At 65.5% G+C, this 25,088-nt stretch carries 26 protein-coding genes and 1 riboswitch; of the genes, 15 read left to right on the top strand and 11 right to left on the bottom strand.

All coding sequences use genetic code 11. The features are described from left to right. Positions 1–23: 23 nt before the first annotated feature. Positions 24–644 (bottom strand): ribonuclease HII, encoded by a 621-nt coding sequence (locus tag FA702_RS16965; RefSeq protein WP_136957057.1) that lies wholly within the window; start codon positions 642–644, stop codon positions 24–26. Positions 645–654: 10 nt separating this feature from the next. On the opposite strand from FA702_RS16965, the gene FA702_RS16960 reads away from it, so the two are divergent. From FA702_RS16960 to FA702_RS16930, 7 genes are all read left to right on the top strand, one after another. Next, positions 655–1,818 (top strand): PQQ-dependent sugar dehydrogenase, encoded by a 1,164-nt coding sequence (locus FA702_RS16960; protein WP_136957056.1) that lies wholly within the window; start codon positions 655–657, stop codon positions 1,816–1,818. Positions 1,819–1,850: 32 nt separating this feature from the next. After that, complete coding sequence (locus FA702_RS16955; RefSeq protein WP_136957055.1) at positions 1,851–2,528, top strand: pyrimidine 5'-nucleotidase; 678 nt, start codon at positions 1,851–1,853, stop codon at positions 2,526–2,528. A gap of 77 nt (positions 2,529–2,605) precedes the next feature. Further along, positions 2,606–3,442 carry a 2,3,4,5-tetrahydropyridine-2,6-dicarboxylate N-succinyltransferase gene (gene dapD / locus FA702_RS16950; protein WP_124809134.1) on the top strand — a complete coding sequence of 279 codons (837 nt, stop codon included), beginning with the start codon at positions 2,606–2,608 and terminating at the stop codon, positions 3,440–3,442. 13 nt (positions 3,443–3,455) lie between these two features. Beyond that, positions 3,456–3,815, top strand: a complete 360-nt coding sequence (locus FA702_RS16945) for a hypothetical protein (RefSeq protein ID WP_255504631.1) — start codon at positions 3,456–3,458, stop codon at positions 3,813–3,815. A 31-nt stretch (positions 3,816–3,846) separates the two neighbouring features. Then, complete coding sequence (locus tag FA702_RS16940; RefSeq protein ID WP_136957054.1) at positions 3,847–4,287, top strand: cupin domain-containing protein; 441 nt, start codon at positions 3,847–3,849, stop codon at positions 4,285–4,287. After that, on the top strand, positions 4,284–4,703 hold the full coding sequence (locus tag FA702_RS16935) for a DoxX family protein (RefSeq protein WP_136957053.1): 420 nt from the start codon (positions 4,284–4,286) through the stop codon (positions 4,701–4,703). Before FA702_RS16940 ends, FA702_RS16935 begins: the two co-directional genes overlap by 4 nt. Positions 4,704–4,711: 8 nt before the next feature. Further along, positions 4,712–5,464 carry a sulfite exporter TauE/SafE family protein gene (locus tag FA702_RS16930; protein ID WP_136957052.1) on the top strand — a complete coding sequence of 251 codons (753 nt, stop codon included), beginning with the start codon at positions 4,712–4,714 and terminating at the stop codon, positions 5,462–5,464. A gap of 3 nt (positions 5,465–5,467) precedes the next feature. Here the strand turns inward: FA702_RS16930 and FA702_RS16925 are convergent, their stop codons facing one another. After that, positions 5,468–6,682: an MFS transporter gene (locus tag FA702_RS16925; RefSeq protein ID WP_136957051.1), complete on the bottom strand. Its 1,215-nt coding sequence runs from the start codon at positions 6,680–6,682 to the stop codon at positions 5,468–5,470. Positions 6,683–6,820: 138 nt separating this feature from the next. On the opposite strand from FA702_RS16925, the gene FA702_RS16920 reads away from it, so the two are divergent. Both FA702_RS16920 and FA702_RS16915 read left to right on the top strand, forming a co-directional pair. Then, the gene (locus FA702_RS16920; protein WP_136957050.1) at positions 6,821–7,123 is read left to right on the top strand and encodes an alkylphosphonate utilization protein; all 303 of its coding nucleotides are present in this window, start codon (positions 6,821–6,823) and stop codon (positions 7,121–7,123) included. A 268-nt stretch (positions 7,124–7,391) separates the two neighbouring features. Continuing rightward, the gene (locus tag FA702_RS16915) at positions 7,392–7,679 is read left to right on the top strand and encodes a hypothetical protein (RefSeq protein ID WP_136957049.1); all 288 of its coding nucleotides are present in this window, start codon (positions 7,392–7,394) and stop codon (positions 7,677–7,679) included. Between the two features lie 102 nt (positions 7,680–7,781). Here FA702_RS16915 and FA702_RS16910 read toward each other — a convergent pair whose 3' ends face one another. From FA702_RS16910 to FA702_RS16875, 8 genes are all read right to left on the bottom strand, one after another. Continuing rightward, positions 7,782–8,351: a 2'-5' RNA ligase family protein gene (locus FA702_RS16910; protein WP_136957048.1), complete on the bottom strand. Its 570-nt coding sequence runs from the start codon at positions 8,349–8,351 to the stop codon at positions 7,782–7,784. Between the two features lie 94 nt (positions 8,352–8,445). After that, complete coding sequence (locus FA702_RS16905) at positions 8,446–10,515, bottom strand: serine protease (protein ID WP_136957047.1); 2,070 nt, start codon at positions 10,513–10,515, stop codon at positions 8,446–8,448. Continuing rightward, positions 10,512–11,645, bottom strand: a complete 1,134-nt coding sequence (locus tag FA702_RS16900; protein ID WP_136957046.1) for a hypothetical protein — start codon at positions 11,643–11,645, stop codon at positions 10,512–10,514. Before FA702_RS16900 ends, FA702_RS16905 begins: the two co-directional genes overlap by 4 nt. After that, the gene (locus FA702_RS16895) at positions 11,528–12,301 is read right to left on the bottom strand and encodes a hypothetical protein (RefSeq protein WP_136957045.1); all 774 of its coding nucleotides are present in this window, start codon (positions 12,299–12,301) and stop codon (positions 11,528–11,530) included. The genes FA702_RS16900 and FA702_RS16895 overlap by 118 nt, the downstream gene beginning before the upstream one ends. A gap of 97 nt (positions 12,302–12,398) precedes the next feature. Beyond that, a complete protein-coding gene (locus FA702_RS16890) occupies positions 12,399–13,352 on the bottom strand; it encodes an endonuclease/exonuclease/phosphatase family protein (RefSeq protein WP_136957044.1) in 954 nt (317 codons plus the stop codon). A gap of 76 nt (positions 13,353–13,428) precedes the next feature. Then, positions 13,429–15,291 (bottom strand): phosphomethylpyrimidine synthase ThiC, encoded by a 1,863-nt coding sequence (gene thiC / locus FA702_RS16885; RefSeq protein WP_136957043.1) that lies wholly within the window; start codon positions 15,289–15,291, stop codon positions 13,429–13,431. A gap of 31 nt (positions 15,292–15,322) precedes the next feature. Beyond that, positions 15,323–15,438: riboswitch (TPP riboswitch) on the bottom strand. Between the two features lie 99 nt (positions 15,439–15,537). Continuing rightward, entirely contained in the window at positions 15,538–17,064 is a 1,527-nt protein-coding gene (locus FA702_RS16880; RefSeq protein WP_136957042.1) for an NAD(P)/FAD-dependent oxidoreductase, read from the bottom strand. Positions 17,065–17,448: 384 nt separating this feature from the next. Beyond that, a complete protein-coding gene (locus tag FA702_RS16875; RefSeq protein ID WP_136957041.1) occupies positions 17,449–18,057 on the bottom strand; it encodes a DUF2585 domain-containing protein in 609 nt (202 codons plus the stop codon). A 91-nt stretch (positions 18,058–18,148) separates the two neighbouring features. On the opposite strand from FA702_RS16875, the gene crtY reads away from it, so the two are divergent. From crtY to FA702_RS16845, 6 genes are all read left to right on the top strand, one after another. Next, entirely contained in the window at positions 18,149–19,360 is a 1,212-nt protein-coding gene (gene crtY, locus FA702_RS16870) for a lycopene beta-cyclase CrtY (protein ID WP_136957040.1), read from the top strand. Beyond that, positions 19,357–20,835 (top strand): phytoene desaturase, encoded by a 1,479-nt coding sequence (locus tag FA702_RS16865; RefSeq protein ID WP_136957039.1) that lies wholly within the window; start codon positions 19,357–19,359, stop codon positions 20,833–20,835. Before crtY ends, FA702_RS16865 begins: the two co-directional genes overlap by 4 nt. Beyond that, positions 20,832–21,413 carry a TIGR00730 family Rossman fold protein gene (locus tag FA702_RS16860; protein ID WP_136957038.1) on the top strand — a complete coding sequence of 194 codons (582 nt, stop codon included), beginning with the start codon at positions 20,832–20,834 and terminating at the stop codon, positions 21,411–21,413. The genes FA702_RS16865 and FA702_RS16860 overlap by 4 nt, the downstream gene beginning before the upstream one ends. A gap of 38 nt (positions 21,414–21,451) precedes the next feature. Continuing rightward, positions 21,452–22,405, top strand: coding sequence for a phytoene/squalene synthase family protein (locus FA702_RS16855; RefSeq protein ID WP_136957037.1), 954 nt, complete (start codon positions 21,452–21,454; stop codon positions 22,403–22,405). Positions 22,406–22,521: 116 nt separating this feature from the next. Beyond that, complete coding sequence (locus FA702_RS16850; protein ID WP_136957036.1) at positions 22,522–23,373, top strand: cytochrome b/b6 domain-containing protein; 852 nt, start codon at positions 22,522–22,524, stop codon at positions 23,371–23,373. Continuing rightward, positions 23,370–24,119, top strand: a complete 750-nt coding sequence (locus FA702_RS16845) for a molybdopterin-dependent oxidoreductase (protein WP_136957035.1) — start codon at positions 23,370–23,372, stop codon at positions 24,117–24,119. The genes FA702_RS16850 and FA702_RS16845 overlap by 4 nt, the downstream gene beginning before the upstream one ends. Positions 24,120–24,244: 125 nt before the next feature. Here the strand turns inward: FA702_RS16845 and FA702_RS16840 are convergent, their stop codons facing one another. Beyond that, the gene (locus FA702_RS16840; protein WP_136957034.1) at positions 24,245–25,057 is read right to left on the bottom strand and encodes an APH(3')-I family aminoglycoside O-phosphotransferase; all 813 of its coding nucleotides are present in this window, start codon (positions 25,055–25,057) and stop codon (positions 24,245–24,247) included. Positions 25,058–25,088 lie beyond the last annotated feature (31 nt).

Here is a 25,088-nt window from a genome sequence, read left to right as displayed (position 1 = left end):
GGCGGCCGAAAAAATTTGCGGCGCTACAACAGGCAGAGCTGTGCGACCGGCGCGAAGCTGCGCCGATGGAGTGGCGTCGGCCCGTGCCGGCGCAGAGCGGCGAGATGTTCGGGCGTGCCGTATCCGGCGTTGCGCTCCCAGCCGTATTCCGGATGGAGGCGCGCGGCTTCACGCATGATCCGGTCGCGATGTTCCTTGGCGATGATCGAGGCGGCCGAGATGCACGGCTCGATTCCATCCCCGCCCACGATTGCGCGCGCCGGCCAGCACCATTCCGGCCGCCGTCCGTGCGGGGTCATGTTGCCATCGACCCGTACCTCGCCAACCGGCCCTTCCAGCTGCGCGTGCAGCGCGCTCACCGCCAGCGTCATCGCCAGCATGGTGGCGCCGAAGATATTGAGGCGGTCGATATCCTCGACCTCGACCACGCCCACGGCCCAGCGGCAATGGCGCTTGATCTTTTCCTCCAGCACCGCGCGCCGGGCGGCGCTGAGCTTCTTGGAATCGGCAAGCCCTTGCGGCGGCGCGTCGCCCAGCACGACAGCGGCGGCCACCACCGGCCCCGCCAGCGGTCCGCGCCCGGCTTCGTCCACGCCGATGACAAAACCGTGCAAGGATGTGGCACTGACGGAAGAGATGTGCATTGATGACGGCATGAGCAGAACGATCCTCTCCGCCCTATCGCCCCTCGCCCTCGTCCTCGCAAGCTGCGGTTCGCCGATTTCGGCCCAGAAAGATGCGACGCACGATCCCGCGCCGCACGAGGTTCCCGCCGGGTCGGAGCCGTTCACGGTGACAGACGTTGCCACGTTCGACGAACCCTGGGCCATGGCCTTCCTGCCCGGCGCGGCTTCGGCGCTCGTTACGGAACGCGCGGGCAAGCTTAAGCTGTGGCAGGCGAGCGGGTCGGTGCTGGACGTCGCCGGCGTTCCCGCGGTCGATTACGGCGGACAGGGCGGCCTGGGCGATGTGGTGCTGGCGCCCGATTTCTCCACCACCGGCATGATCTACCTGAGCTGGGCCGAAGCCGGCACCAACGACACGCGCGGCGCGGCGGTCGGGCGGGCGAAGCTGGTGACCGAAGGCGGCAAGCCCCGGCTGGAAGGATTGCAGGTGATCTGGCGGCAGGCGCCCAAGGTGACCGGCCGGGGGCACTATTCGCACCGCATCGCCTTCTCGCCCGATGGCCAGTACCTGTTCCTCTCCTCGGGTGAACGGCAGAAGTTCGATCCGGCGCAGGACCTGGGCGTCAATCTGGGCAAGATCATCCGCCTGCTGCCCGATGGCTCGCCCGCCCCCGGCAACCCGTTCGCCGACCGTGGTGGCGTTTCCGCGCAGATATGGTCCTACGGCCACCGCAACGTGCTGGGCCTGCAGTTCGATGCGCAGGGCCGGCTGTGGGATCTCGAACACGGCCCGGCCGGCGGCGACGAACTGAACCTCATCAAGCCGGGGCAGAACTATGGCTGGCCGATCGTGTCCAACGGCGATCACTATGACGGCCGCCCGATCCCGCGCCATGCCACGCGCCCCGAGTTCGCCGCCCCGGCGGTCAGCTGGAACCCGGTGATCGCGCCGGGCGATTTCATCTTCTATTCGGGCAAGGCCTTCCCGGCGTGGAAGGGCCAGGCACTGATCGCGGCGCTGGGGTCGGAAGCGCTGGTCCGCGTGGCCATCGATGGCGAAAGCGCCCGCGAAGTGGAGCGCTATCCGCTGGACCACCGCCTGCGCGAGATAAGGGAAGCGCCGGACGGCACGATCTGGCTGCTGGAGGACGGCAAGGACGCGAAACTGCGCAAGCTCTCACCAAAACCCTAGGGGCCAACGTGCTTCGCTGTTAGAGCGGCGCCATGGTTTTCGATCCCTCCATCGTCGATTGCTGGTTGTTCGATCTCGACAACACGCTTTACCCGGCCACCACCCGCATGTTCGACCAGATCGATCATCGCATGGGCGCGTATATCGCCAACCTGCTGGGCTGCGACGACGACGAGGCGCGGCGCGTGCAGAAGCTCTACTTCCACGATCACGGCACCACGCTTTCGGGCCTGATGCACTATCACGAGGTTTCGCCTTACGAATTCCTCGAGTTCGTCCACGACATCGACATGACTCCTCTGGCCTCCGCGCCCCGGCTGGCGGACCGAATCACGCGCCTGCCCGGCCGCAAGATCGTGTTCACCAATGGCGATGCGCCCTATGCCGAAAAGGTGCTGGCCGCGCTCGACCTGTCGGATTGCTTCGACGGCATGTGGGACATCCACGCCATGAACTACCGGCCCAAGCCGGAACCGTCCGCCTACCACGGCGTGATCGAGGCATTCGGCATCGTTCCCGAGCGCGCGGTCTTCGTCGAGGATTCGGCCCGCAATCTCGCCCCGGCCAAGGCGCTGGGCATGCAGACGGTGTGGCTCGATCTCGCGACCGAATGGGGCGACCGCGCAATGGACCCCGCCGCGATCGACCTGGTCATCGATGACTTTTCCGAATGGCTCGACGCGCTTGCCCGCGACGGTGTGCTGGGCTAGGCGGCGCTCCTGCATTTCAGGCCTGTTCCGCAGGCGCCGCCCGCACTTGCGGGCAATCCAACAGTGGGGAGACCAAGATGACCGCCCAGCTCGAAGCTGCCATCGAAAGCGCATGGGAAGCGCGTGACGGCGTGACGCCCGCCAGCAGCGACGTGCGCGCCGTGGTGGAACAGGCGCTGGAACTGCTCGATTCCGGCAAGGCCCGCGTGGCGGAAAAGATCGACGGCGAATGGCGCGTCAACCAATGGCTCAAGAAGGCGGTGCTGCTCTCGTTCCGCCTCAACGACAACGCCGTGATCGACGGCGGCGCGGCGGGCGCGCCCGCGTTCGACAAGGTGCCGTCGAAGTTCGAAGGCTGGGGCGAGAACCGCTTCCGCGACGCGGGCTTCCGCGTGGTGCCCGGCGCCGTCGCCCGCCGTGGCGCGCACATCGCCAAGGGCGTGGTGCTGATGCCCAGCTTCGTCAACATCGGCGCTTACGTCGATGAAGGCACGATGGTCGATACCTGGGCCACCGTCGGTTCCTGCGCGCAGATCGGCAAGAACGTGCACATTTCGGGCGGTGCCGGCATCGGCGGCGTGCTGGAACCGCTGCAGGCCGGCCCGGTCATCATCGAGGACGGCGCGTTCATCGGCGCGCGTTCGGAAGTGGCCGAAGGCGTGATCGTGGGCCAGGGCGCGGTGCTGTCCATGGGCGTGTTCCTGGGCGCATCGACCAAGATCGTCGACCGCGCGACGGGCGAGGTCCACATCGGCCGCGTGCCGCCCTATGCGGTGGTCGTCCCCGGTTCGCTGCCCGGCAAGCCCCTGCCCGATGGCACGCCCGGCCCTTCGCTTTACTGCGCCGTGATCGTCAAGACGGTGGACGCGCAGACGCGCAGCAAGACCGGGATCAACGAACTGCTGCGCGACTGAGTTCGCACGGATCATGCCCGTCGGCTGGAAGCTGGAGGAACGCTGCCGCGCGGCGCTGCTTCTCCGCTTCCCGCCGCGTTATCCGCGCGTGATCGCCGACCATGTCACGCTCAACCTGCAGGATCGCGTGCCGCCGCCCCCAGTTGGCGCAGCGCAGGTCATCGGCCGGTGCGACGATGATGCCGGCGTGGAAGCGCTGGTCGTGCGGATAGACGGTTCGACCGCGCGGCCGGACGGGCTGGTCTGGCACGTCACCTGGTCGTTGGCCGATGGGCGCGCCACGGGAAAGCAACGCAGCCATCGCCACGCTCGGCTGGTCGTCCGTCGAACCCTTTCCGCTCGGGCTGGTCCCCGCGCTCTGGTAGAGCGTTGACGGCGGGCAGCCGCCCCGGCAAGGCAGCGCCATGGCTTCCGCCCCCTCTCTCATCGCCACGCTGGGGCTGTCCCCGCACCCGGAAGGTGGCTGGTATCGCGAGACCTGGCGCGCGCCGGCAGAGCCGGGCACGCGCGGTGCGGCTACCGCGATCCTGTTCCTGCTGGAAGCGGGGCAATCGTCGTACTGGCACCGGGTGGACGCGGCGGAAATCTGGTTGTGGCACGGCGGCGACGCGCTGGACCTGCGCATGGCGGCCGATGACCGGGCCACCCCGGAAACGTTCCGGCTCGGCTCCGATGTCGCGGCGGGGCAAAGCGTGCAGGCGGTGGTGCCCGAACAGCACTGGCAGGCGGCCTCCCCCGTGCCCGACGGGCCGCACGGCTATACGCTGGTGTCCTGCGTGGTCGCCCCCGCCTTCGAGTTCTCCGGCTTCACGCTTGCCCCGCCGGGCTGGGAGCCGGGCGCGTGAAGAACGACAGCGTCAACCGCATCGCCTCCCGCTTCGTGCTGGCGGCGTTCTATGCGCTGGCCGGCGTACTCCATATCGCGCACCCCGCGCCGTTCCTGTCGATCATGCCGGCGTGGGTTCCCGCGCCCGAACTGGTCGTGATGCTGACCGGATGGGCCGAACTGCTGGGCGCCATCGGCCTCGTCCAGCCCGTCTCGCGCGGCCTGCGCCGCGCCGCCGGGATCGGGCTGGCGCTCTACGCGGTCTGCGTGTTCCCGGCAAACATCCACCATTTCGCGCTGGACATGGCGAAAGCGGATCACGGCTTCGGCCTCGCCTATCATATTCCCCGCATGGTTGCGCAGCCGGTGCTGGTCTGGCTGGCGCTGTGGGTTGCCGACGTGATCGACTGGCCGTTCGCGCGGCGCAAGGGCTGAATCCCGCGATGCTGCTGGCCGATCCCTTCACCCTGTTCGTCTGCGCGCTGGCCGTCGTGCTCGTGGGCATGGCCAAGGGCGGTTTCGCCGGGCTTGGCGTGCTGGCGACGCCGCTGGTCGCGCTGGCGCTACCCCCGTCCGAAGCCGCCGCGATCATCCTGCCGATCCTGATCGCGCAGGACGTGATCAGCGTGTGGTCGTTCCGGCATAGCTGGGACCGCTGGATCGTGGCCTGGATGCTGCCGGGCGCGGTGGTGGGGATCGGCATCGGCTGGGCCTTCGCCGCCTGGGTGGACGAGAGCGTGCTGATGGCGGCGCTGGGCCTCATCACGCTGGGCTTCGGGCTTTACCGGCTGTGGCTGGAGCGCGGCCATCGCGTGGTCGCCGCCTCGACCTCGCCGGGCTGGGTCGGCCTGCTGTTCGGCGCGGCGACCGGCCTTACCAGCCAGATCGCGCACGCCGGCGGCCCGCCGTTCCAGATTTGGGTGGCGCCGCGCAAGCTGCCGCACGTGACGTACGTCGGCACCAATTCGATCCTGTTCGCCGCGATCAACTGGCTGAAGCTGCCAAGCTACATCGCTCTGGGGGTGATGACGCACGAAGTGCTGGTGGCCGCGCTGATGCTGCTGCCGCTGGCCGCCGCCAGCACGCTGGTCTCGATCCGGATGCTGCGCCGGCTCAAGCCCGACCGGTTCTACCACATCACCTACTGGCTGATGGTGTTCCTGGGCGCGAAGCTGGTCTGGTCGGGCCTGTTCTGAAGATCAGGCGCGCACGCCGGCGGGCAGGCGACGCAGCAGCACTAGCGCGATCAGCGCGAACCCGGTCGAGATCAGGAACGGCACGCCGGGAAAATGGACCGGCGCGGCGGGTCCGGTGAACCACGCCATCGGCCAGGTCAGCACCATCGGCGCGATCACACCAGCGATCCCGGTCGTCATGGAGGCGATGCCTTGCACTTCCCCCTGCGTTTCCGGGGTGGCGCGGGACGAGAGCATGGCCATCACGCTCGGCTGCACCAGCGATTGCACCGCCACGGCGGCAAGGACCGCGAACGCGACGAGCGTGGAGGTGGTGAAGGCATACGTCACGAAGCCGATCGCCGCGCCGATGATCCCCACCGTCGCCGCATCGCGTTCGCCGAGGCGGCGCACCGCGCGGCCGGTCAGGAAAATCTGGGCCAGGGCAATGGTGACGCCCACCGCGGCGAGGCTGAGGCCGATCATCCGGTCCGACCAGCCGAACTGGGCAATGCCGTAGAAGCTCCAGGTCAGCGGATAGACAAGACCGGCAAGCTGCCAGAACAGCAGCACCAGCGCGACGTTCAGCATCCCCGGCTGCGCGCGGAGCACGCGCCATGACCCGAGCGGGTTGGCGCGCGAGGGCGTGAACGAACGGCGGTTCACGCGCGCGAGCGTCTCGGGGAACACCGTCAGCCCGTAAAGGAAGTTCAGGCCCGCGAGTACGCCTGCCGCGACGAAGGGCGCGCGATCGCCCCATCCCGTCAGCAGCCCGCCCAGGGCCGGCCCCACCACGAAGCCCACGCCGAAGCCGGCGCTGACCATGGCGAAGTTGCGCGCGCGATCCTGGGGCGCGGTGACATCGGCGATGGCCGCCTGCGCCGGGGCGTAGCTGCCGCCGAACAGGCCGGAAAGCACGCGCCCCAGGAAGATCAGCGGCAGCGTGTGCGCCAGCGCGAGCAGCGCATAATCGACCGCCAGCCCGCCAAGCGCCACCAGCAGGACCGGCCGCCGCCCCACCGCATCGCTGAGATTGCCCAACACCGGGGCGGCAATGAAGCTCGCCACCGCCATGGCCAGCCCCATCCAGGTGCCAACGCCGATCGCATCCGCCAGATCGAGCCCGCCCACGCCCATCAGCAGGCGCGGCAAGACCGGCATCACAAGGCCGAAGCCCATGGCATCGATGAAGATGGTGATGGCGATGAAGGTGACGGTGTGGCGGTTCGGCGAAGACATCGGGCCTGCTTGCCTGATTCCGGGCGGGAACAAAAGAAATGCATGCGCCATGATGACGGCAGCAAACCGGAAACACTGGCCAGAGCGCCAACGGGCTGCCATGGGCACCGGCGATCCCCTTGCAACAGGAAGCCGGACATGAGCGACGACGAATACGTCTATGACGAAGACAGAGGCGAATGGATGACCGCGGCTGATCTTGCGGCGAAGCGCGCGGCGGAAAGCTCCATCGAAGTACGCGATGCGGTGGGGAACCTTCTGGCCGATGGCGATCAGGTCACGCTGATCAAGGATCTGGACGTCAAGGGCGCGGGGCAGACGCTGAAGCGCGGAACCCTGATCAAATCGATCCGGCTGACCGGCGATCCGCAGGAAATCGACTGCAAGTTCGATGGCATCAAGGGACTCGTGCTGCGTGCGGAGTTCGTTCGCAAGCGCTGAGCGCGATACCGCGTCGCAGCATAGGGAGCCATTGGGCCTGCTCACATGCGCATCATGGAATCCGCCACCCGATTCCATGATGCAATATGGGCAACCCGCGCCGCCGACATCCCCATGTTTTCGTTATAAATGCGGCGTGAATTGCGCAATTTGCAATCGGGCGTTCCGCAAATACACTTGCTCGCACACGCACAATCATTATCTCCACTAACAACAAGATAACGGGTGCCCGAGGCAATCTTTCCTTCCTGAGACAGGGGATATTGCCATGATCAAGACCACTTTCGCTCTCGCCGCCGCGCTCGCGTTCGTTCCCGCCGTGGCGCAGGCCGACGAAATCGCCAACGCGGAAAACTTCACCCACAAGGGCGTGGACTACAGCTACACGACCGAAATGAAGGGCGACACGAAGATCGTTCGCGGCACCGCCTATGCCGGCAAGGTCCCGTTCGAACTGCGCGTGAAGAACAAGAGCGTCGACGGCACGTTCAACAACCGCCCCGTTCACTTCGAACTGCGCGACGTGCAGAAGCTCGGCCTCCTCGGCGAGCGTTGATCTCCCGGCGCGCACGGCGGTTCTCCGCCGTAGAGGCTATCTGAAGCCGGCCCCTTTCCCAGCGGAAAGGGGCCGCTTTCGTTTGCGGCGATGCGCCGCGCGTTACAACGGCAGGCACATCTGCGCCGCCGGTGCCGCCACAAGGGGCCAGCGCGCCAGCACCTGATGCCGGTGAAGCCCCACAAGGCTGCGCACCAACGCCAGCTCGGTAGCGATCCATTCGAACGCAGGAGCAGGGCCTCCCGCCGGCTTGCTGCCGAACCGGTGGTCCAGATCGTAGGACAGCGTCATGTGCGGGCTGTAGCCCCAGCCCGCACGCAGCGGCACGTTCAGGCCGGCCATGGCAGGTGCGAGTGCGGCAAACACGCCCTTGCCATCGCGCCGCCCCTTGCCCGGCAACAGCATGACCGAGCGCGGTCCCTGAACGATGCGGTCCAGCCGCACCACAAACGGCGCGACGGCCACGCGCGCGCCCGCCTCCAGCAGCCGCTGCGTCACATCGCCGTCGGCGCCGAACGGGAAATCGTCGGTGATGGCAAGCGTCAGGTGAAGCCGCTCAGCCTGTACCGCGCTTCGTCGCAGGCCCAGGCCTCGACCGAAGGCGACGATATCGCCCGCGAGATCGGGTGGCGGCAACAGCGCGAAGAAGAACCGGTCGATAAAGGGACGCATGACAGGCTCCGACCGTGACGGCGACTCATTTGTTCACTATGTGTTCTATATCTTGCCAGGTCCAGCCACGCGGCCCGCTCGCGCATATGCAGATTTATTGCGCAAGGCTTACCCGCTGCGCGGGGAGAGTGCGCCCGTCCTTCATCGTGACGGAATAGTAAAAGTCCGTCGCGCCAGCCGGTGCGTCCCACCATCCGCCAAGATTGCGCCGCCACTCAAGGCAAGCTGGACTATAGCTGTTGCGGCACTCACGAATCCGCGCACGACCTTCGGCTGATCGCCATACCGGCCGCAGATCGGCAAGCGCAGCGTTCTGCAATCGCGCTTCCGACACGAAGGACATGCGCCACGTCTTGACATGACCGATCGCTCGGAAATCGCGAAACCAGCACGCCGCCCCTTCCCGCGCGGTTGACCGACGGCAGGTGACCTCGGGGAAAGTCGAAGGGGCATCGTCCCCAACTGCCTCGCTATCGGGTGCCGGCAAGGAAAACACCTGGGTCGCGATACCGGTCGCCTTCTCCACGAACCGCACCTTGAACGGCGCGTTCATCCACGGAAGCCTGTCTTGCCCGGCCTCAAGAAAGCCCTTGCCGTCGAGATCGTATTGCATCGTGTAATCGCCGCTAAGCCCGTAGGGGCGCGACAGGGCCATGCTTCCCCCGGTCTGGAATGCGCCAACGTCGTCCTGCTTGTATCGATAGGAAAAAACCACGCCTTCGGGCGTCGTCAACAATCGCGCGAATCCGTATTGGCCCCGATCGAGGTTGATGTCCTCGGGGGTGAAAGCCAGCGCACGCGGCGGCGTTACCGATCCATCGGCGAAGGTCAGCCTATACCACGCGCGATCGGCACCAGCCGGGCCGACAATCACGCGATTCTCCGGGACGGCATTCAGCGCTGCCGTCCCGGTGAGTTTGGGCGGTTCGAAACCCGAATAGCGGAACACCGCACGATGGGCCATAAGATCGGGCGACCACCCGACATCAATATACCTGACAAGGCCGACCACGTCATAACTGGGCGAACCAATAACGACCGCACCACCCGGGCGATGGTACAGCCAGGCAACGTCGCTATCGGCAAGGGCCTTGATCCGTGCGGTCAACGGCGCCTTGAAGTCGATCGGCAAGGTCACGGAACTGCCGTCGGAGAACCCGATCCGAACCTGGTAGCTGCGGGTCAACGCATCGGCAATATCGAGATCGATACCATACTTCACGTCGCGATCGTCCGGACCGCCGACGAGCTTTAGCTCGTGCGCAGGGGCGCCGAGGTCATCCAGGTCGGCGCGAAATCGCACCCCCTTCCCACCGGTTCGTTCGATGCGCGCCGAAACGCTCGTAGCCTTTACCTGACTGGCATAAGTCGGGACCGCCTGTCCGCGAATCGCCGCATCCATTGCCGCGGATACGCCGTAGGTCAGGTCTGTCCTGACGTTCTTGAGCGCGAGGTCGGACAGAATGACATCGATCGATCGCGCGGTGCCCTCATCCCCGTCGGTCTTGACGACCATTCCCACCAGCCTGCCATCCACGGCGAATAGCGCGCCGCCCGAACTGCCGTGGTCCACAAACCGCGTTTCAAAGGTTATGTCGGTGCCGCCGACAGCGATGACCTTTTCCGGCGACGCCGAGGCGGCCCACGGCCGACAACGGCTGTAGCCGACGGCTCTCACATCCTGATACCCCGGCTTGTCGCCTTGCGCATCGTCACCATCGAGTGCTCCCAGCCTGTTCCAAGAGCCGGGCGGGGCAATCGTCGTACCGGGACGCGGAATGACCTCGACGACTGCATAATCGAGCGATTCGCTGAACACGCCCGGCAACGGCCGGACTTCGTGGAACGTGCCCACCGCACCGAAAAACTGCGCCCCCAGCCGCACCGGCGGATCACCGGAAAGTTTCCGGCTGTCGTTTTCCTCGTCGAGTTGCGCCAGCACATGCTTCGCCGTCAACAGCAGTGTCCTGCCGTCCGACTGGGAGAGAACCAGGGCGGAGCCGCACAAGCTTCCATCGAACTGGCCCGTGGCATCGACCGAGTGCAGCATTGCGACGAGATCGTTTTGCGTGCCGCCTGGCGATTGGGCCGCCACCGGGCCAGCCGCCGCCAGCGCGCCCCACACGCCGATCGCAAGGAAGCGACGGAGCAGCCACCGCTTCATTTTCGCCGGCCGATGAATGCGGTCAGTTCGAGGCCGCTTACGAACGTGAAGATCGCGAGGATGACCTGGAAAAGGCCCAGTTCCCGCAACACCGTCAGGATGCTGGGGCGAAGGTCGCGCGCGGTTTCGCCGATCCTATTGCTCAATCTGCCCGCATCGCCGTGCGCCGCCAGCCCGATCGCGCCGTCCCGCCACACGACATTGCGCAACACGCCGCCTTCGATCGCCGTTGCGGTCAGTTGATCGAGGGGGCCGAGTTCGGTTTCCCCGGCGGCGTATTCGCGCCACAATTTTCCCGACGCGACGGTTCCCTCGACGACGATACTCCCGCGCCCCGATTCATCCACGGTCGCCGTGTCGCGGGTCAAAGAAAGCGCGCTCACTTCAGCCGATTGCAGTATCTTGGCGGCATCGGTGTCCAGATCGATCGACAGCGTGCCAGTGCGGATCGCCACTTCGGCGTTTTCCTGCAGCGGCAGCGCTTTCTCGCTGCCATCCTGCGCCACGTAGCGCAGTTCCGCCCCTGTGCCGGCCACGAAGCTCGCCTCCGCCTGCGCCCCCGGTTCCGCCGCTTGCGCCGGGTTTGCGTTGATCAGCAGATGGCGGCTTTCCTGCCCCTGCACGGAAACGGTCCAGCCCTTGCCGACGCTGACGTCGGAAAGCGTGAGATCGCCGTCGACGCCTACGATCTTCACCCGGCTGGCCCCGGCGATCGGAACCGGCCGGTCATCGACTGTCACCTGCCCGGCCGACAGGATTTCGGCGCTGCGCAATTTGATCGTATTGGTGGACATCCTGCCGCGGGTGACGAAGCTGAATCCCTCCACTTGCGCGTATAGCGAAAATTCCACCGTCGGCTTGGCGACAAAGTTGAGCACGATTGCCGCGAGCACGAGCAAGACGAACAGCCAGATCGCGACCGTCACGCGCGACAGCCCCGCGATGGCCAGGGCATGCCATCGCCCGAACCAGCGCCGGGCAGGCGCCGGTGTTGGCGTCCCGGCGGTCATCCTCAGGGAATCACGATCGAATAAGCGGCGTTGAGGCGGGTGCCGTCGCTTGCCTCGGCCGTCAGCCTGACCCGATAGGTACCCGCACGCGGCTGCCCGATCGCGGCCGTTATCGGCCATGACCCCACGTAACGGCCGTTAAGCTGGCGCTGCAGCACGGTGGCGCCGCTCGCATCCTGTAGCGTGACCGCCGCGCGTTCTATGCTGACATCCGACTGGAAGATCAGCACATATCCCACCGCCTGCGCGGGCGAGGCGGGGATCGCAAGCTCGACGGGGAAATACGAAGTCGTGGCCTGCGGAAGGCACATGTTGTCGCAGGCCAGCACGCCCAGTTCATTGGCGCGCAACGCCAGTTCCGGCGACGACAGTATGGACGTTTTCCAGGAATAGCCGGACCGCCCCGCCGCAAGGTCCGTATCCATTGCGTAATAGGTCCGCGGCCGCAGCGATATGGCCCTGATGCTCACCGGACGCGATTGCGATCCAACGAGAAGGCTGAGCGAGGTGGACGGTATGGTCGAGAACGCGACGCCGGGAAACGCTTTCCGGTGAAAGCCGACAATGCGGGGACGCGACGTGGTCGATACCGGCGTGGCGTAGATCCCTTCGCAGCGATCTTCCCGCTGCCGGTACTGCGTTTTTGCATTCTTGGGCGCCAAGGCATCCGATCGCGGGCACGCGTGCGCCGCCGGCGATGGCAAAATGAGCGCCAGCGCGGGCGCACAAACGAACGCTGCGACACCGCGCCATTGCAAACGTCGAAGAAAGATCACCTTGCCCCCATGACAAATCCCCGAGCCTGGAAGAGTAGTCAAAGCGCCGTGGATGGCAATCGCTTTCGGGCGCTTCGGACAAGCGGCCGAAGCGCCGTCAACGCGATTTCCGCTGAATGATCTGCTCCAGTAACATGCCGTCGATATCGGTATTGATCTGTATCCACAGCGGCAGGTGATCGGACATCTGGTAGGTGAAGGCCTGCTTGTCGATATCGGGAAACAGCGGCTTGTGATCGCTGGCGTAGAAATCAACCACGCCGCCCGCGTTGGTGAAATTGTCCTCGAAGCGCGGCATGTGCAGGATCTGGTCATAGCGCTTGTCACGCGCGAGATTGGTGCCGAAGCTGTCATCGAGCAGGGCCGTGGGCAGTTTCAGCCCGCCCGACGTGATCGCCGCGAACATCGGGTCCTGGCGGCTGGGAATGTTGAAATCCCCCATCACGATGATGTCCTTGTCCTCGGCGTGCTTTTCGGCAGCCTTGGCTTTCACCCAATCGGCAAGGCCCTGGATTTCCTTCAGCCGCGCTGCGTCGCTATCACCCCAGCGGACATGCGTGGTGAAGGCCAGGAAATCGAAGTTTCCGGCCTTGAACGCGGCCACATAGGGCGATCGCCACCAGGAATCCTCGGCAATGTATTCGGTCCCGCGCTTCTTGCGCGGGGGGCTGGCCTCGCACGCCATGCCGTTGAAACGTACCGTCCGGCTGTCGAACAGATAGCAGATCCGTTCGCGATTGCCGCCCGCATCGAGAACCGCATCGGAATAGACCGCATCCCAATAAGGCCCGAGGATGCAAAGCACCCGATGGAGATCGGTCAGGTCGTCACGCAGTTCGACCAGCCCGACCAGATCGAACTGGCCTATGATTTCCGCGATATAATGGATCGCCGCCTCGCTACGCCGCTTCTTCCCGAATTCGCGGACGTTCCAGGTGGCGATGTTCAGCGTCTCGTCAAGCTTCGAGGGCGGTATGCGCGCGGCGTCGATCCGCTTCTTGAGCAGTTGCAGCCCTTGCGCGATTTCAAGGCTTACATTCCCGTGAAACATGGCTGTCAGGCTCCCCATCCATCAGGACAGGAAGCCTAACAGGAAATGGGCGCGGCCGATTGTACGGAACCGCCGCCTATTCCGCCGCCGGGATATAGAGATCGCCCGCTTCGCGGTACTTCTCGCTCATCTCGGCCATGCCCTTCTCCGCCTCGTCCGCCGCGATGAAGCCGGTGCTGGGCTGGTTCTGCTTCGCCGCGAAATCGCGCACTTCCTGCGTGATCTTCATCGAGCAGAACTTCGGGCCGCACATCGAACAGAAGTGCGCGGTCTTGGCACCTTCGGCGGGCAGCGTCTGGTCGTGGTACTGCTCGGCCGTATCTGGGTCGAGGCTGAGGTTGAACTGGTCGCGCCAGCGGAACTCGAAGCGCGCGCGGCTCAGCGCATCGTCGCGCAGCTTGGCGGCCGGGTGCCCCTTGGCGAGATCGGCGGCGTGGGCGGCGAGCTTGTAGGTGACAACGCCCACCTTCACGTCGTCGCGATCGGGCAGGCCAAGGTGCTCCTTGGGCGTGACGTAGCACAGCATCGCCGTGCCGAACCAGCCGATCATCGCCGCACCGATGCCGCTGGTGATGTGGTCGTAGCCCGGCGCGATGTCGGTAACGAGTGGCCCGAGCGTGTAGAACGGCGCTTCACCGCAGGCGGCAAGCTGCTTGTCCATGTTCTCCTTGACCTTGTGCATCGGCACATGGCCCGGCCCCTCGATCATCACCTGCACGTCCTGCGCCCAGGCGCGCTTGGTCAGTTCGCCCAGCATGTAGAGCTCGGCGAACTGTGCCTCGTCGTTAGCGTCGGCCACCGAACCGGGGCGCAGGCCATCGCCCAGCGAATAGGCGATGTCATAGGCCTTCATGATCTCGGTGATTTCGTCGAACTTCTCGTAGAGGAAGCTCTCGCGGTGGTGCGCCAGGCACCACTTGGCCATGATCGAGCCGCCACGGCTGACAATGCCGGTCACGCGCTTGGCGGTCATCGGAATATAGGGCAGGCGCACGCCGGCGTGGATCGTGAAGTAATCGACGCCCTGCTCCGCCTGTTCGATCAGCGTATCACGGAACACTTCCCAGGTGAGATCCTCGGCGATGCCGCCGACCTTTTCCAGCGCCTGGTAGATCGGCACGGTGCCGATCGGCACCGGGCTGTTGCGGAGGATCCATTCGCGCGTGTCGTGGATGTTTCGGCCGGTGGACAGGTCCATCACCGTGTCCGCACCCCAGCGGATTGACCAGACCATCTTGTCGACTTCGCTGGCGACGTCCGAGGCCACCGCAGAATTGCCGATGTTGGCGTTGATCTTCACCAGGAAGTTGCGGCCGATCGCCATCGGCTCGCTTTCCGGGTGGTTGATGTTGCTGGGAATGATCGCCCGGCCACGCGCCACTTCCTCGCGCACGAATTCGGGCGTCACGTAGTCCGGAATGCTCGCGCCCCAATCCTGCCCATCGCGCGCCAGCGCTTCCTTGAGTTGCTTGCGCCCCAGGTTCTCGCGGATGGCGACATATTCCATCTCGGGAGTGATGATACCCCGGCGGGCATAGTGCATCTGCGTGACGTTCTGCCCCGCCTTGGCCCGCAGCGGCGCCGTGTTCACGTTGGGGAACGGCGGGACGCCACCCGAACGGTCGGGGCCGAGCTGACCATTGTCCTCGGGCTTCACCTCGCGCGCGGAATAGGTCTCCACATCGCCCCGGGCCACGATCCAGTCGTGGCGCAGCGGGGCAAGGCCGGCGGCAATGTCGATCGTGGCGGCAGGATCGGTATAGGCGCCCGAAGTGTCATAGACCCGCAGCGGCGCTTCGCCCGACGACGGCTCCAGCGCGATTTCGCGCATGGCGACCTTCACCCCCGGAAAGTTCGGCGATTCAACGTAAATCTTGCGGCTGCCGCGAATGGGGCCGGTCGTCACGCCAATTTCGAGGGGGGAGTTGATGTCGGCCATGGCACGCTTCCTTCCTGGGACGGACGAAGAGCGCCAGCGCGGCCGCCCTTCCCTCCGCCCGTGCTAACGGGTTCAGGTTCGACGGGTCGTGGGCTGCGAAACCCACCTCTCAGCCTTTTGGAAACGCAGGCTCCCCGGGGTGTGAGCCAGCATTAGGCGCATTGCGGCGGCGCGTCCAGCCAAGGAACGCCGGATGCGCCGCCGCAACGGCAAGCGGACGGTCAAATACGACGGGAAGCCGCGCGATCAGGCCGCGACCGGTTCCTCCGCTTTCGCCGAGGCCGTCCGTTTCACGCCATCATAGACGAATTCCGTGCCTTCCAGATCGATCGCCGGGATTTCCACGCGTTCGGCCCAATAGTCCTGATTGTGCCGCCATTCCGGCTTGTCGCCTCCGCGCGGCAACTCATCCAGTCCGCGCATGAGATAGCCGGGATTGAAGTTGTCGCGCTCGATCCACGGCCCAAGCTCCATCCCCTCGTCCTCGGGCCGTAGCGCCACGTCGATCCGCTTCGCACCGCGCGCATCCATGTGGTTGAGCAGCTTGCACACGAAATCGCCCAGCATGTCGACACGCAGCGTCCAGCTCGCCCTGAAATAGCCCATGACCCAGACGAGGTTGGGAACGCCGGTGAACATCATGCCGCGATAGTTGACTGTATCGTGCCAGTTGACCGCCTTGCCATCGACGGCGAAGGGAATGTCGCCCATCACGGACAGGCGGAAGCCGGTGCAGGCGACCACAATATCGGCCTCCAGTTCCTCGCCCGAGGCCGTCCGCACGCCCTTTTCGGTGAAGCGGTCGATCGTGTCGGTCACCACCCGCACATGACCGGCCGCAGCATGCTGGAACAGGTCGCCATCGGGACAGAAGGCTAGGCGCTGCTGCCACACGCGATACTTGGGGGTGAAATGCGGCTCGAACGTGAAGTCTTCACCTGCATAGGCGCGCACCAGCGCCTTCAGCTCCTCGAACACCACGTCCGGTTCGGTCTGGCAGCGCTTCGTCAGCACGTCCTGATCGTGCATGACCTGCGCGCGCACGACACGGTGGATGGTCGGTTCGTCGATGCCGATCTGGCGCAGACGATCGGCCAGTTCGTTCTGGTTGGGGTGGCAGAAGAAATAGGTCGGCGAACGCTGGAGCATCGTCACCTGCGCGCCGGCATCGCAAAACGCCGGAACGACCGTGGCGGCGGTCGCGCCCGAGCCGATCACCAGCACCCGCTTGCCCTTGACGTCGATCGCCGGGTCCCACAACTGGGCGTGGATGAACGTGCCCTTGTAGTCCGAAAGGCCGGTCCAGTCGGGCACATAGGGCTTCTCGTGATCGTAATAGCCCTGGCACATCCACAGGAAATTGGCGGTGAAGGTCACCTTCGCCCCGTCCGCCTTGCGCGTGGCTTCCACCGTCCACAGGTTGTCCGCGCTGGACCAGTGGCAGCCGGTGATGCGGTGGCCATAGCGGATGTGTTCGCCGATGCCGTTCTCGTCGATCACCTCGCCCATGTACTTGAGGATTTCATCGGCGCTGGCGATCGGCGCGCCGATCCAGGGCTTGAAGCGGTACCCGAAGGTGTAGAGATCGGAGTCCGAACGGACGCCGGGGTACTTGTGGGTTTCCCACGTCCCGCCGAACGTATCCTTCGCCTCGATCACGACATAGCTCTTGCCGGGGCACTGGTCCTGCAAGTGATAGGCCGATCCGATGCCGGAAATGCCGGCGCCGACAATCAGCACGTCAACGTGATCCGTCTTCGCTTCCTGAGCCATCATACCTCTCCATGAGCCGGCTTATGGATGCCGGCTTTTGCCGGTTCACCTGCCTTGCTTCGGCAGAAGAGTGCCTTGCGCATTGACTGGGATCAAGAACATCGCGTCACGCGCCGCGCACGATCGGCCCAAGAATTAACGAACGTTCATGCGCCGGATCATCCTGCGTCATGTGCAGCCGTGCAAGAACCGCTCGCAACGGTAGACCGAACCGACGCAAGGACGGTCCGATGCCGTAGCGGAATTTGATCTCTCGAATTTCCAGCCTTGGGAGCGGCCCCCCCGGACCCGCTCCCGCTCCGGGGGCGGGCAGACCACCCTTCATCCCGCCCCCGGAAATCTTTCCGGTCACCCGGAAAAATTCCAAAACCGGCCGGAATGCGGTCAGGCAGCGGCCTGCCAGTGGCGAATCGCCTCGATCGGCCACGCCAGCATCAGCACGTTGAGCGTCAGGTTGTCGCGGATCATTGCCAGCGTGAACAGTTCGAACGCGATCGCCAGCGCGATGGTGGCCCGTGCCGGCAGACGCGAGGCGACAAGAAAGCCGAGGGTCATGAAACCGATGTCGCTTGCCGAATTGAGCACGCTGTCGCCGGAATAGCCCCACGATACCGTAACCGACCGGTAGCGATCGATGATGATCGGCGAGTTTTCAAGCAGTTCCCACGATCCCTCGATCAGCACGGCGAATGGCAAGGCCCAGCGCGACGAAACCCGCCGTGCCAGCGCGGGCACGCGCCACAGCAGCCGCGCCGCGCCATAGAGCAGCATTCCGTGGATAAGATGGCTGAAGCTGTACCAGTCCGAAACCTGCTGGCTGTTTTCGGGCGATTCCACCACGCCCTGCCACAGGCGCACCACGCCGCACGGGCAGATCGGCGGCCGCCCTTCCCCCAGCAGGATGCCGACGATCAGCGCCGCGATAAGCAGCGCCACGACGGTCCTTGCCCGGTCGGGCGTCAGCGGCAGAGGGGATGCAAAATCGGCCTTCATCGCTACCCCTTAGCCTCACGGAATTGCCAAACCCTTGATAGGCCCCATGGTGCAGTTGCGCCGTTCCGGTCGAACGCCTAGGTGAATCGGGATGAGTTCGCGAACTTGCGACATCGTTATTCTTGGCGGCGGCCTTGCGGGCGGTCTGGCGGCGCTTGCCTTCGCGCGCGCTCGGCCGGACCTGTCTTTGTGCCTGGTCGAACAGGGCGAAACGCTGGGCGGCCACCATCTTTGGTCATTCTTCGGCAGCGACGTGGGCAAGGCCGGGCGCGAGCTGCTGGCGCCGCTCGTCGAAGCGGCGTGGCCGGGATACACGGTCCGCTTTCCGCAATACGATCGCCAGCTCGATACGAGCTACTACGCGATGACATCGGCCCGTCTGGACGCCGCGCTGCGCGCCGCGCTGCCGGCAGACGCAATCCTGTGCAACCGGCGCGCGCTGGCGTGCAGCGAAACGGCGGTCACGCTGTCCGACGGCACCCGGCTTGAGGCTCGTGCGGTGATAGACGCACGCGGGGTGCGGCTGGCCGGGCACCTCACCGGCGGCTGGCAGAAGTTCGTGGGCCAGCGGCTGAAACTGAAAGCCCCGCACGGGCTGGAGCGGCCCGTCATCATGGACGCCACGGTCGAGCAGATCGATGGCTACCGTTTCCTCTATTGCCTGCCCTTCGCGCCCGACGAGGTGTTCATCGAGGACACCTACTATGCGGACGGCCCCCATCTCGACATCTCCGCCATCCACGCCCGGATCGAAGCCTATGCGCTGGCGCGCGGCTGGCGCGTGGAAGCCGTGCTCGACGAGGAAACCGGCGTGCTGCCGGTTGTCGCCGGCGGCGATTTCGACGGGTTCTGGCGCGCGACCGGTGGGCAGATCGCCCGCGCCGGCAGCCGCGCCGGCCTGTTCCACGCGGTCACCAGCTACTCGGTCCCCGATGCCGTGCGCTTCGCGCTGGCGCTGGCGCGGCAGGACGATCTCTCGGGCCAGGCGCTTGCCGTGTTCAGCGAGGAATGGGCCAGACGCCATTGGCAGCGCGGACGGTTCGACCGGGCGCTCTCCTCCATGCTGTTCGCCGCTGCGGAGCCACGGGACCGCTATCGCGTGCTGCAACGCTTCTACGGTCTGGACCAGCGCCTGATCGAACGGTTCTACGCCGGACGGTCGACCCCGCTCGACAAGATGCGCATTCTCGCGGGGCGTCCTCCGGTCGCGATCAGCAAGGCCATCGGCGTGCTGACCGGACTGGGCGCCAGGCCCCAGCCGCTGCATCATTCCAGCCAATCGCCATCGGGAGTGCGCAAGTGAAACGAGCCTGTGTCATCGGCGCCGGCTTTGGCGGACTGGCGCTGGCCATCCGCCTGCAGTCGGCCGGCATCCAGACCACCGTCATCGAAGCACGCGACAAGCCGGGCGGGCGCGCCTGGTACTGGGAACGCAATGGCTTCACGTTCGATGCCGGACCGACGGTCATCACCGATCCGCCGTGCCTTGAGGAGCTGTGGAACCTCAGCGGACATCGCCTGGCCGACGACGTGGACCTGATGCCGGTATCCCCGTTCTACCGGCTGAACTGGCCGGATGGCACGATATTCGACTATTCGAACGACGAAGCCCACCTGCGCGCCGAAATCGCGCGCATCTCACCCGGTGACGTCGTGGGGTACGAGGATTTCCTGCGCTATTCGGCGGGCGTCTTCGAGGAAGGCTACGTCAAGCTGGGCGCGGTGCCGTTCCTCGACTTTTCCAGCATGATCAAGGCCGCCCCCGCGCTGGCACGCTATCAGGCGTGGCGGTCGGTCTATTCGATGGTATCGAGCTTCGTCGAAAGTGAAAAGCTGCGCGAGGCATTCAGCTTCCACACCCTGCTCGTCGGTGGCAACCCGATGAACACCAGCGCGATCTATGCCCTGATCCACAAGCTGGAAAAGGATGGGGGCGTGTGGTGGGCCAGGGGTGGCACCAACCGCCTGATCGCCGGCATGGTCCGCCACTTCGAACGGCTGGGCGGCGAAGTGCGGCTGGGCGATCCCGTAGCGCGCGTGGAAACGCTGGGCAGCAGGGTCACCGGTGTCCTGACCCGCAGCGGCTGGCATGCCCCGTTCGATGCGGTCGCTTCCAACGCCGATCTGATGCACACCTACCGCGATCTTCTGTCCGACAATCCGCGTGGGAAACAGCAGGCCCGGTCGCTGGCGCGCAAGCGGTTCTCGCCCAGCCTGTTCGTGGTGCATTTCGGGGTGGAGGGCACCTGGCCCGGCATTCCGCACCACATGATCCTGTTCGGTCCGCGCTACAAAGGATTGCTCGACGACATCTACCAGCACGGCGTGCTGCCGCAGGATTTCTCGATCTACCTGCACCACCCGACCGTGACCGATCCGTCGATGGCGCCCGAAGGCATGAGCACGTTCTACGCGCTGGTGCCCGTGGCCAACATGGGCAAGCTGCCGGTCGACTGGAACGAGATCGGGCCGGTGCTGGAAAAGCGGATACTCGACGAAGTCGGACGCCGCCTGATCCCGGACATCCACGATCGCATCCGGACCAAGTTCCACTACGCCCCGACCGACTTCGCCACCGATCTTTCCGCCTATCAGGGCAGCGCGTTCAGCCTGGAGCCGCTGCTGACGCAAAGCGCGTGGTTCCGCGCGCACAACCGCGATGACGCGATTCCCAATTTCTATCTGGTCGGCGCGGGCACGCATCCGGGCGCCGGCATTCCCGGCGTTGTCGGCAGCGCGAAGGCGACCGCCCGTCTCATGCTGGAGGATATGAAGTGAAACGCCTTGCCGTCTATTGCGGCTCCGCCTCGCCCGCCGATTCCCGGTACGTCGAACTTGCCCGCGACGTCGGCACCACGCTGGCCCGGCGCGGCATCGGGCTGGTCTATGGCGGCGGCAGGCTGGGCCTGATGGGCGCGGTGGCAAGCGGTGCGCTGGAGGCCGGCGGCGAAGTGATCGGCGTGATCCCCGAAGCGCTGGTCAGCGCCGAGGTTTCCAATACCGACTGCACCGAACTGCACGTCGTCGCCAACATGCACCAGCGGAAGCAGGCGTTCACCGACCTTTCGGACGGCTTTCTGACCATCCCCGGCGGGGTGGGCACGATGGATGAACTGTGGGAAGCGGTAAGCTGGGCGCAGCTTGGCTACCACACCAAGCCCGTGGGGCTGCTCAACGCCTTCGGGTTCTACGACCATCTGATCGCCTTCAACCGCCATATGATCGACGTGGGCTTCATCCGCGAAGCCCATCGTGACATCATCATCGCGGAGCCCGATCTCGATCTGCTGCTGGCGCGGATGGCGGCGCACGTGCCGCACACCCCGATCTTCGCGATGAAAGCCGCCGATTTGTGACGGAAGGTCGCGAGGCCGGAACTTTTCACGACCGCGGCGTGAGAGACGCCCTCGTCGCCCACGCCCGGCAATCGATCGTGCGCGGATCGAAAAGCTTTGCCGCCGCCAGCCGCCTGTTCGATCCGGCCACGCGCGAACGGGTCTGGCTGCTCTACGCCTGGTGCCGGCGGTGCGATGACATAGCCGACGCGCAGGACCATGGCGGTACGCTGGGCGCGCAAGACGGCGGCGAGGAAAGCTTCGCCAAGATCCGCACCCTGACCGCGCGCGCTTTCGCGGGCGAGGCAACCGGCGATCCGGCGTTCGACGCGCTGGGCGTGGTCGCGCGCGAAACAGGCCTTACACCGGCGATGGCCGAAGACGTGATCGCCGGCTTCGCGCTCGATGCCGCCGACTGGCACCCCCGCAGCGAAGCAGACCTCATGCGCTATTGCTGGCATGTCGCCGGGGCGGTGGGCGTGATGATGGCGGTGGTCATGGGCGTGGCGCCGGACGACGAGGATACGCTCGATCGCGCCTGCGATCTGGGGCTGGCCTTCCAGCTTGCCAACATCGCGCGCGATCTGGCCGAGGATGACGCGGCGGCGCGCTGCTACCTGCCCGCCGAATGGCTGGCGGAGCACGATATTCCGCCGGGTGAGCAGATGAAGCCACCCTACCGCGCGACGATGGCCCGGCTGGCCGCGCGGCTGTGCGAACGGGCGCAGGCCCACCGCTGTTCGGCGCGGATCGGCGCGGCAAGGCTCGCCCCCCGCCAGCGCTGGGCAATCCTGGCGGCGGCGGGCATCTATGGCGAGATCGCCGTGGAGGTCGCGAGACGCGGCGCGAAGGCGTGGGACAGCCGCACGGTGGTTGGCAAGGGGCGCAAGATCGCGTGGATCGGCAAGGCGGCCGCGCAGGCGCTGCTGCCCGTGCCCCGCCACTGCCATGCCGACGCGGAGGCGCGGCGCTTCACCCGCCGCGACCTGATCGCGATGACGCGGCCCCTTTAACATTTCCCGTAACCGTCCGCACGGCTCATGCGAATGTCATCGTCGTGGTGCAGATAGCTCGTTGCGCGCACGCAAAGCTGTGTCATGCTGCCTTCGGGCTGACAGGGGAGAGCGGGATGGAACACGCGGACGCGGACAACCGGACGCAACCGGAAGCACCGCTGATCTACCGCACGAAACTGCCGGTACGCATCTGGCACTGGATCAACGCCTTCAGCATCTTCGTGATGCTGATGAGCGGCATGTCGATCTTCAACGCCCACCCCCGCCTCTACTGGGGCCAGTACGGCGCGAACTTCGACCAGCCGTGGCTGGTGATCGGCAACCACGGGGATAGCGGTTTCGTGAACCTGCTGGGCGTGGAACTGCCCGCCGGCGGCCTGCTGGGCGTCTCGTCCGAAGGGGCGCGGGCGTTTCCGCCGCTGCTGACGATCCCTTCGCATTACGATCTGGCCGGCGGCCGCGAATGGCACTTCTTCTTCGCGTGGGTGCTGGCGATCTCGGCCACGCTGTTCCTGCTCTACGCGCTGGTTTCCCGCCACTTGCAGCGCGATCTTGCCCTCACCCGCGCGGAAATGCGCCCTTCGCACTTGTGGCATGACATCAAGGAGCACGCCCGCCTGCGCTTTCCCACCGGAGAAGCCGCGCGGCGCTACAATCCCTTGCAGAAAATCGCCTATCTGGCGGTGATCCTGATCCTGATCCCCACCGTGATCCTGTCGGGCCTCACCATGTCGCCCACAATGAACGCGGCATGGCCGTGGCTGCTCGATCTGTTCGGCGGGCGGCAATCGGCGCGCTCGATTCACTTTCTCTGCGCGCTGGGGTTCGCGGCCTTCATCGCGGTCCATCTGGCGATGGTGCTGCTGGCTGGGCCGGTCAACGAACTGCGCTCGATGATTACGGGCTGGTACCGCCTGCCGCAGCCAAAGGCGCCGGCAACCACGATGACGGAGGACGCGGCATGACCATCATCACCCGCCGCAACGCGCTGATCGGCGGCGCCGGATTGCTGCTTTCGGGCTGCGACCGCATCGCCGCTTCACCCTCGGTGCGCGAAGTGCTGACGCTGGGCGAAAAGGCCACGCGCACCGCGCAACGGCTCGTCACCGATCGCAACGCGCTCGCCCGCGAGTTCACCCGCGCCGATCTTTCGCCCGTGTTCCGCGAAAACGGCACGCGCAATCCCGGATCGCCGGACTATGCGGCGCACGTGGCCGAACGCTTCGCCAATTGGCGCCTGGTGGTGGACGGCATGGTCGCCCAGCCGCTGGCGATCGGCCTGCCGCAAATCCTCGCCGCGCCCCAGCGCACGCAGATCACGCGGCACGATTGCGTGGAGGGGTGGAGCGCGATCGGCCAGTGGACCGGGCTACCCTTGGGTCTGCTGCTGCGCCGCGCCGGGCTATCCGGCAACGCGAAGTACATCGTGTTCCACTGCGCCGATCTTTATGACGGCGCGCCCTATTACGAGAGCATCGATCTGGTCGATGCCTTCCACCCGCAGACTATCCTGGCGCACAGCCTGAACGGGCAATCGCTCTCGATCGGCCACGGCGCGCCCCTGCGGCTGCGTGTGGAACGGCAACTGGGGTACAAGCAGGCCAAGTACGTGATGCGCATCCAGGCCGTGAGCAGCCTGGCCGACATCTACGGCGGCAAGGGCGGCTACTGGGAGGACCACCACGATTACCAGTGGTATGCAGGGATTTAGGCCGCGTGGACGGGATCGCGCGCGGCTGGAGTGGCAGCTCTCCGTCGTTTTCCCGTGGGAGCGGCCTGACCGGGCACGACGCGATGACGGATGTTGAAGGAAAACACCTGATTGTGGCGAAGCAGCTAGAATAGCTCGTCAAGCATCAGATGAAATTGCAGCTTGCGCCGGTCTAAGTCGGTCACGCCATATTGCGTCAGAAGTCTCTCTTGAAGCGCAGGGTCAAACTCGCCGAGGCAACGCCACAGTATGGCAAGGTCTTGATAGCGATCCGCGATGCCAACTCGTCCTGCATCAATGCAGCCGACCACCTCACCTTCAAGCATCAGAATATTGTCGAGCGAAAAGTCGCCATGCGTGACGACGGAATCGGAGGGCATAGGCAGCAGGCGCTGCATCGCTTCCCACACTTGTTCTGCAGTCCAACCTTCGCGCTCATCGTCGAAATCATCTTCCTCGACAAGACCCGCGTCGATTCGTTCGCGCGCCTTCGCGAGACGGTAGGCGTGATCGCTGGTGAAGGGACATTCGCTGATCGGGATCGCATGAAGACGCTGCAGGAACGTCGCAAGCGCATCAACTATCCCGGCGCGATCATCGGACTGTGCTTCCAGAAGCTGATATGCGGTGTGTCCCGGCAACGCCGTCATGAGAAGCCATGCCTCGTCCTGCGTCGCGAAGAAGCCTTTGACGATCGGGACAGGGATGTACCTCGCCAACCAACGCAGCCTGACCATTTCATCGATTATGTCGTCAGCGACAGAGCTTTCACCTTGCTTGAGGAACAGGTCAGGCGCATCGGTCTTACCGTGCAACCGATAAACGGCACCGCCTGATCCCCCGACATTATCGCGCGCCCATCCATAACCTTCCAAGGATGCGGACAAACTCGCCGGCACGGGCACAGCTTCACAAGGGTCTTCTCGGTCCAGACTCATAGATTAGTGGGCTCCCTCCACAGCGGATCGT

It is taken from the genome of Novosphingobium sp. EMRT-2 (assembly GCF_005145025.1).
GTDB lineage: Bacteria > Pseudomonadota > Alphaproteobacteria > Sphingomonadales > Sphingomonadaceae > Novosphingobium.
The sequence above is the reverse complement of the archived record's forward strand: the minus strand, read 5'-3'. Positions and strand labels throughout refer to the sequence as shown.

What these genes read in the sequence shown, in the direction of transcription:
- FA702_RS16965 (WP_136957057.1), bottom strand. Translation starts at nt 644, where the DNA reads ATGCACATCTCTTCCGTCAGTGCCACATCCTTGCACGGTTTTGTCATC.
- FA702_RS16960 (WP_136957056.1), top strand. Translation starts at nt 655, where the DNA reads ATGAGCAGAACGATCCTCTCCGCCCTATCGCCCCTCGCCCTCGTCCTC.
- FA702_RS16955 (WP_136957055.1), top strand. Translation starts at nt 1,851, where the DNA reads ATGGTTTTCGATCCCTCCATCGTCGATTGCTGGTTGTTCGATCTCGAC.
- dapD (WP_124809134.1), top strand. Translation starts at nt 2,606, where the DNA reads ATGACCGCCCAGCTCGAAGCTGCCATCGAAAGCGCATGGGAAGCGCGT.
- FA702_RS16945 (WP_255504631.1), top strand. Translation starts at nt 3,456, where the DNA reads ATGCCCGTCGGCTGGAAGCTGGAGGAACGCTGCCGCGCGGCGCTGCTT.
- FA702_RS16940 (WP_136957054.1), top strand. Translation starts at nt 3,847, where the DNA reads ATGGCTTCCGCCCCCTCTCTCATCGCCACGCTGGGGCTGTCCCCGCAC.
- FA702_RS16930 (WP_136957052.1), top strand. Translation starts at nt 4,712, where the DNA reads ATGCTGCTGGCCGATCCCTTCACCCTGTTCGTCTGCGCGCTGGCCGTC.
- FA702_RS16925 (WP_136957051.1), bottom strand. Translation starts at nt 6,682, where the DNA reads ATGTCTTCGCCGAACCGCCACACCGTCACCTTCATCGCCATCACCATC.
- FA702_RS16920 (WP_136957050.1), top strand. Translation starts at nt 6,821, where the DNA reads ATGAGCGACGACGAATACGTCTATGACGAAGACAGAGGCGAATGGATG.
- FA702_RS16915 (WP_136957049.1), top strand. Translation starts at nt 7,392, where the DNA reads ATGATCAAGACCACTTTCGCTCTCGCCGCCGCGCTCGCGTTCGTTCCC.
- FA702_RS16910 (WP_136957048.1), bottom strand. Translation starts at nt 8,351, where the DNA reads ATGCGTCCCTTTATCGACCGGTTCTTCTTCGCGCTGTTGCCGCCACCC.
- FA702_RS16905 (WP_136957047.1), bottom strand. Translation starts at nt 10,515, where the DNA reads ATGAAGCGGTGGCTGCTCCGTCGCTTCCTTGCGATCGGCGTGTGGGGC.
- FA702_RS16900 (WP_136957046.1), bottom strand. Translation starts at nt 11,645, where the DNA reads ATGGCCGATAACGGCCGCGATCGGGCAGCCGCGTGCGGGTACCTATCG.
- FA702_RS16890 (WP_136957044.1), bottom strand. Translation starts at nt 13,352, where the DNA reads ATGTTTCACGGGAATGTAAGCCTTGAAATCGCGCAAGGGCTGCAACTG.
- thiC (WP_136957043.1), bottom strand. Translation starts at nt 15,291, where the DNA reads ATGGCCGACATCAACTCCCCCCTCGAAATTGGCGTGACGACCGGCCCC.
- FA702_RS16880 (WP_136957042.1), bottom strand. Translation starts at nt 17,064, where the DNA reads ATGGCTCAGGAAGCGAAGACGGATCACGTTGACGTGCTGATTGTCGGC.
- FA702_RS16875 (WP_136957041.1), bottom strand. Translation starts at nt 18,057, where the DNA reads ATGAAGGCCGATTTTGCATCCCCTCTGCCGCTGACGCCCGACCGGGCA.
- crtY (WP_136957040.1), top strand. Translation starts at nt 18,149, where the DNA reads ATGAGTTCGCGAACTTGCGACATCGTTATTCTTGGCGGCGGCCTTGCG.
- FA702_RS16850 (WP_136957036.1), top strand. Translation starts at nt 22,522, where the DNA reads ATGGAACACGCGGACGCGGACAACCGGACGCAACCGGAAGCACCGCTG.
- FA702_RS16845 (WP_136957035.1), top strand. Translation starts at nt 23,370, where the DNA reads ATGACCATCATCACCCGCCGCAACGCGCTGATCGGCGGCGCCGGATTG.
- FA702_RS16840 (WP_136957034.1), bottom strand. Translation starts at nt 25,057, where the DNA reads ATGAGTCTGGACCGAGAAGACCCTTGTGAAGCTGTGCCCGTGCCGGCG.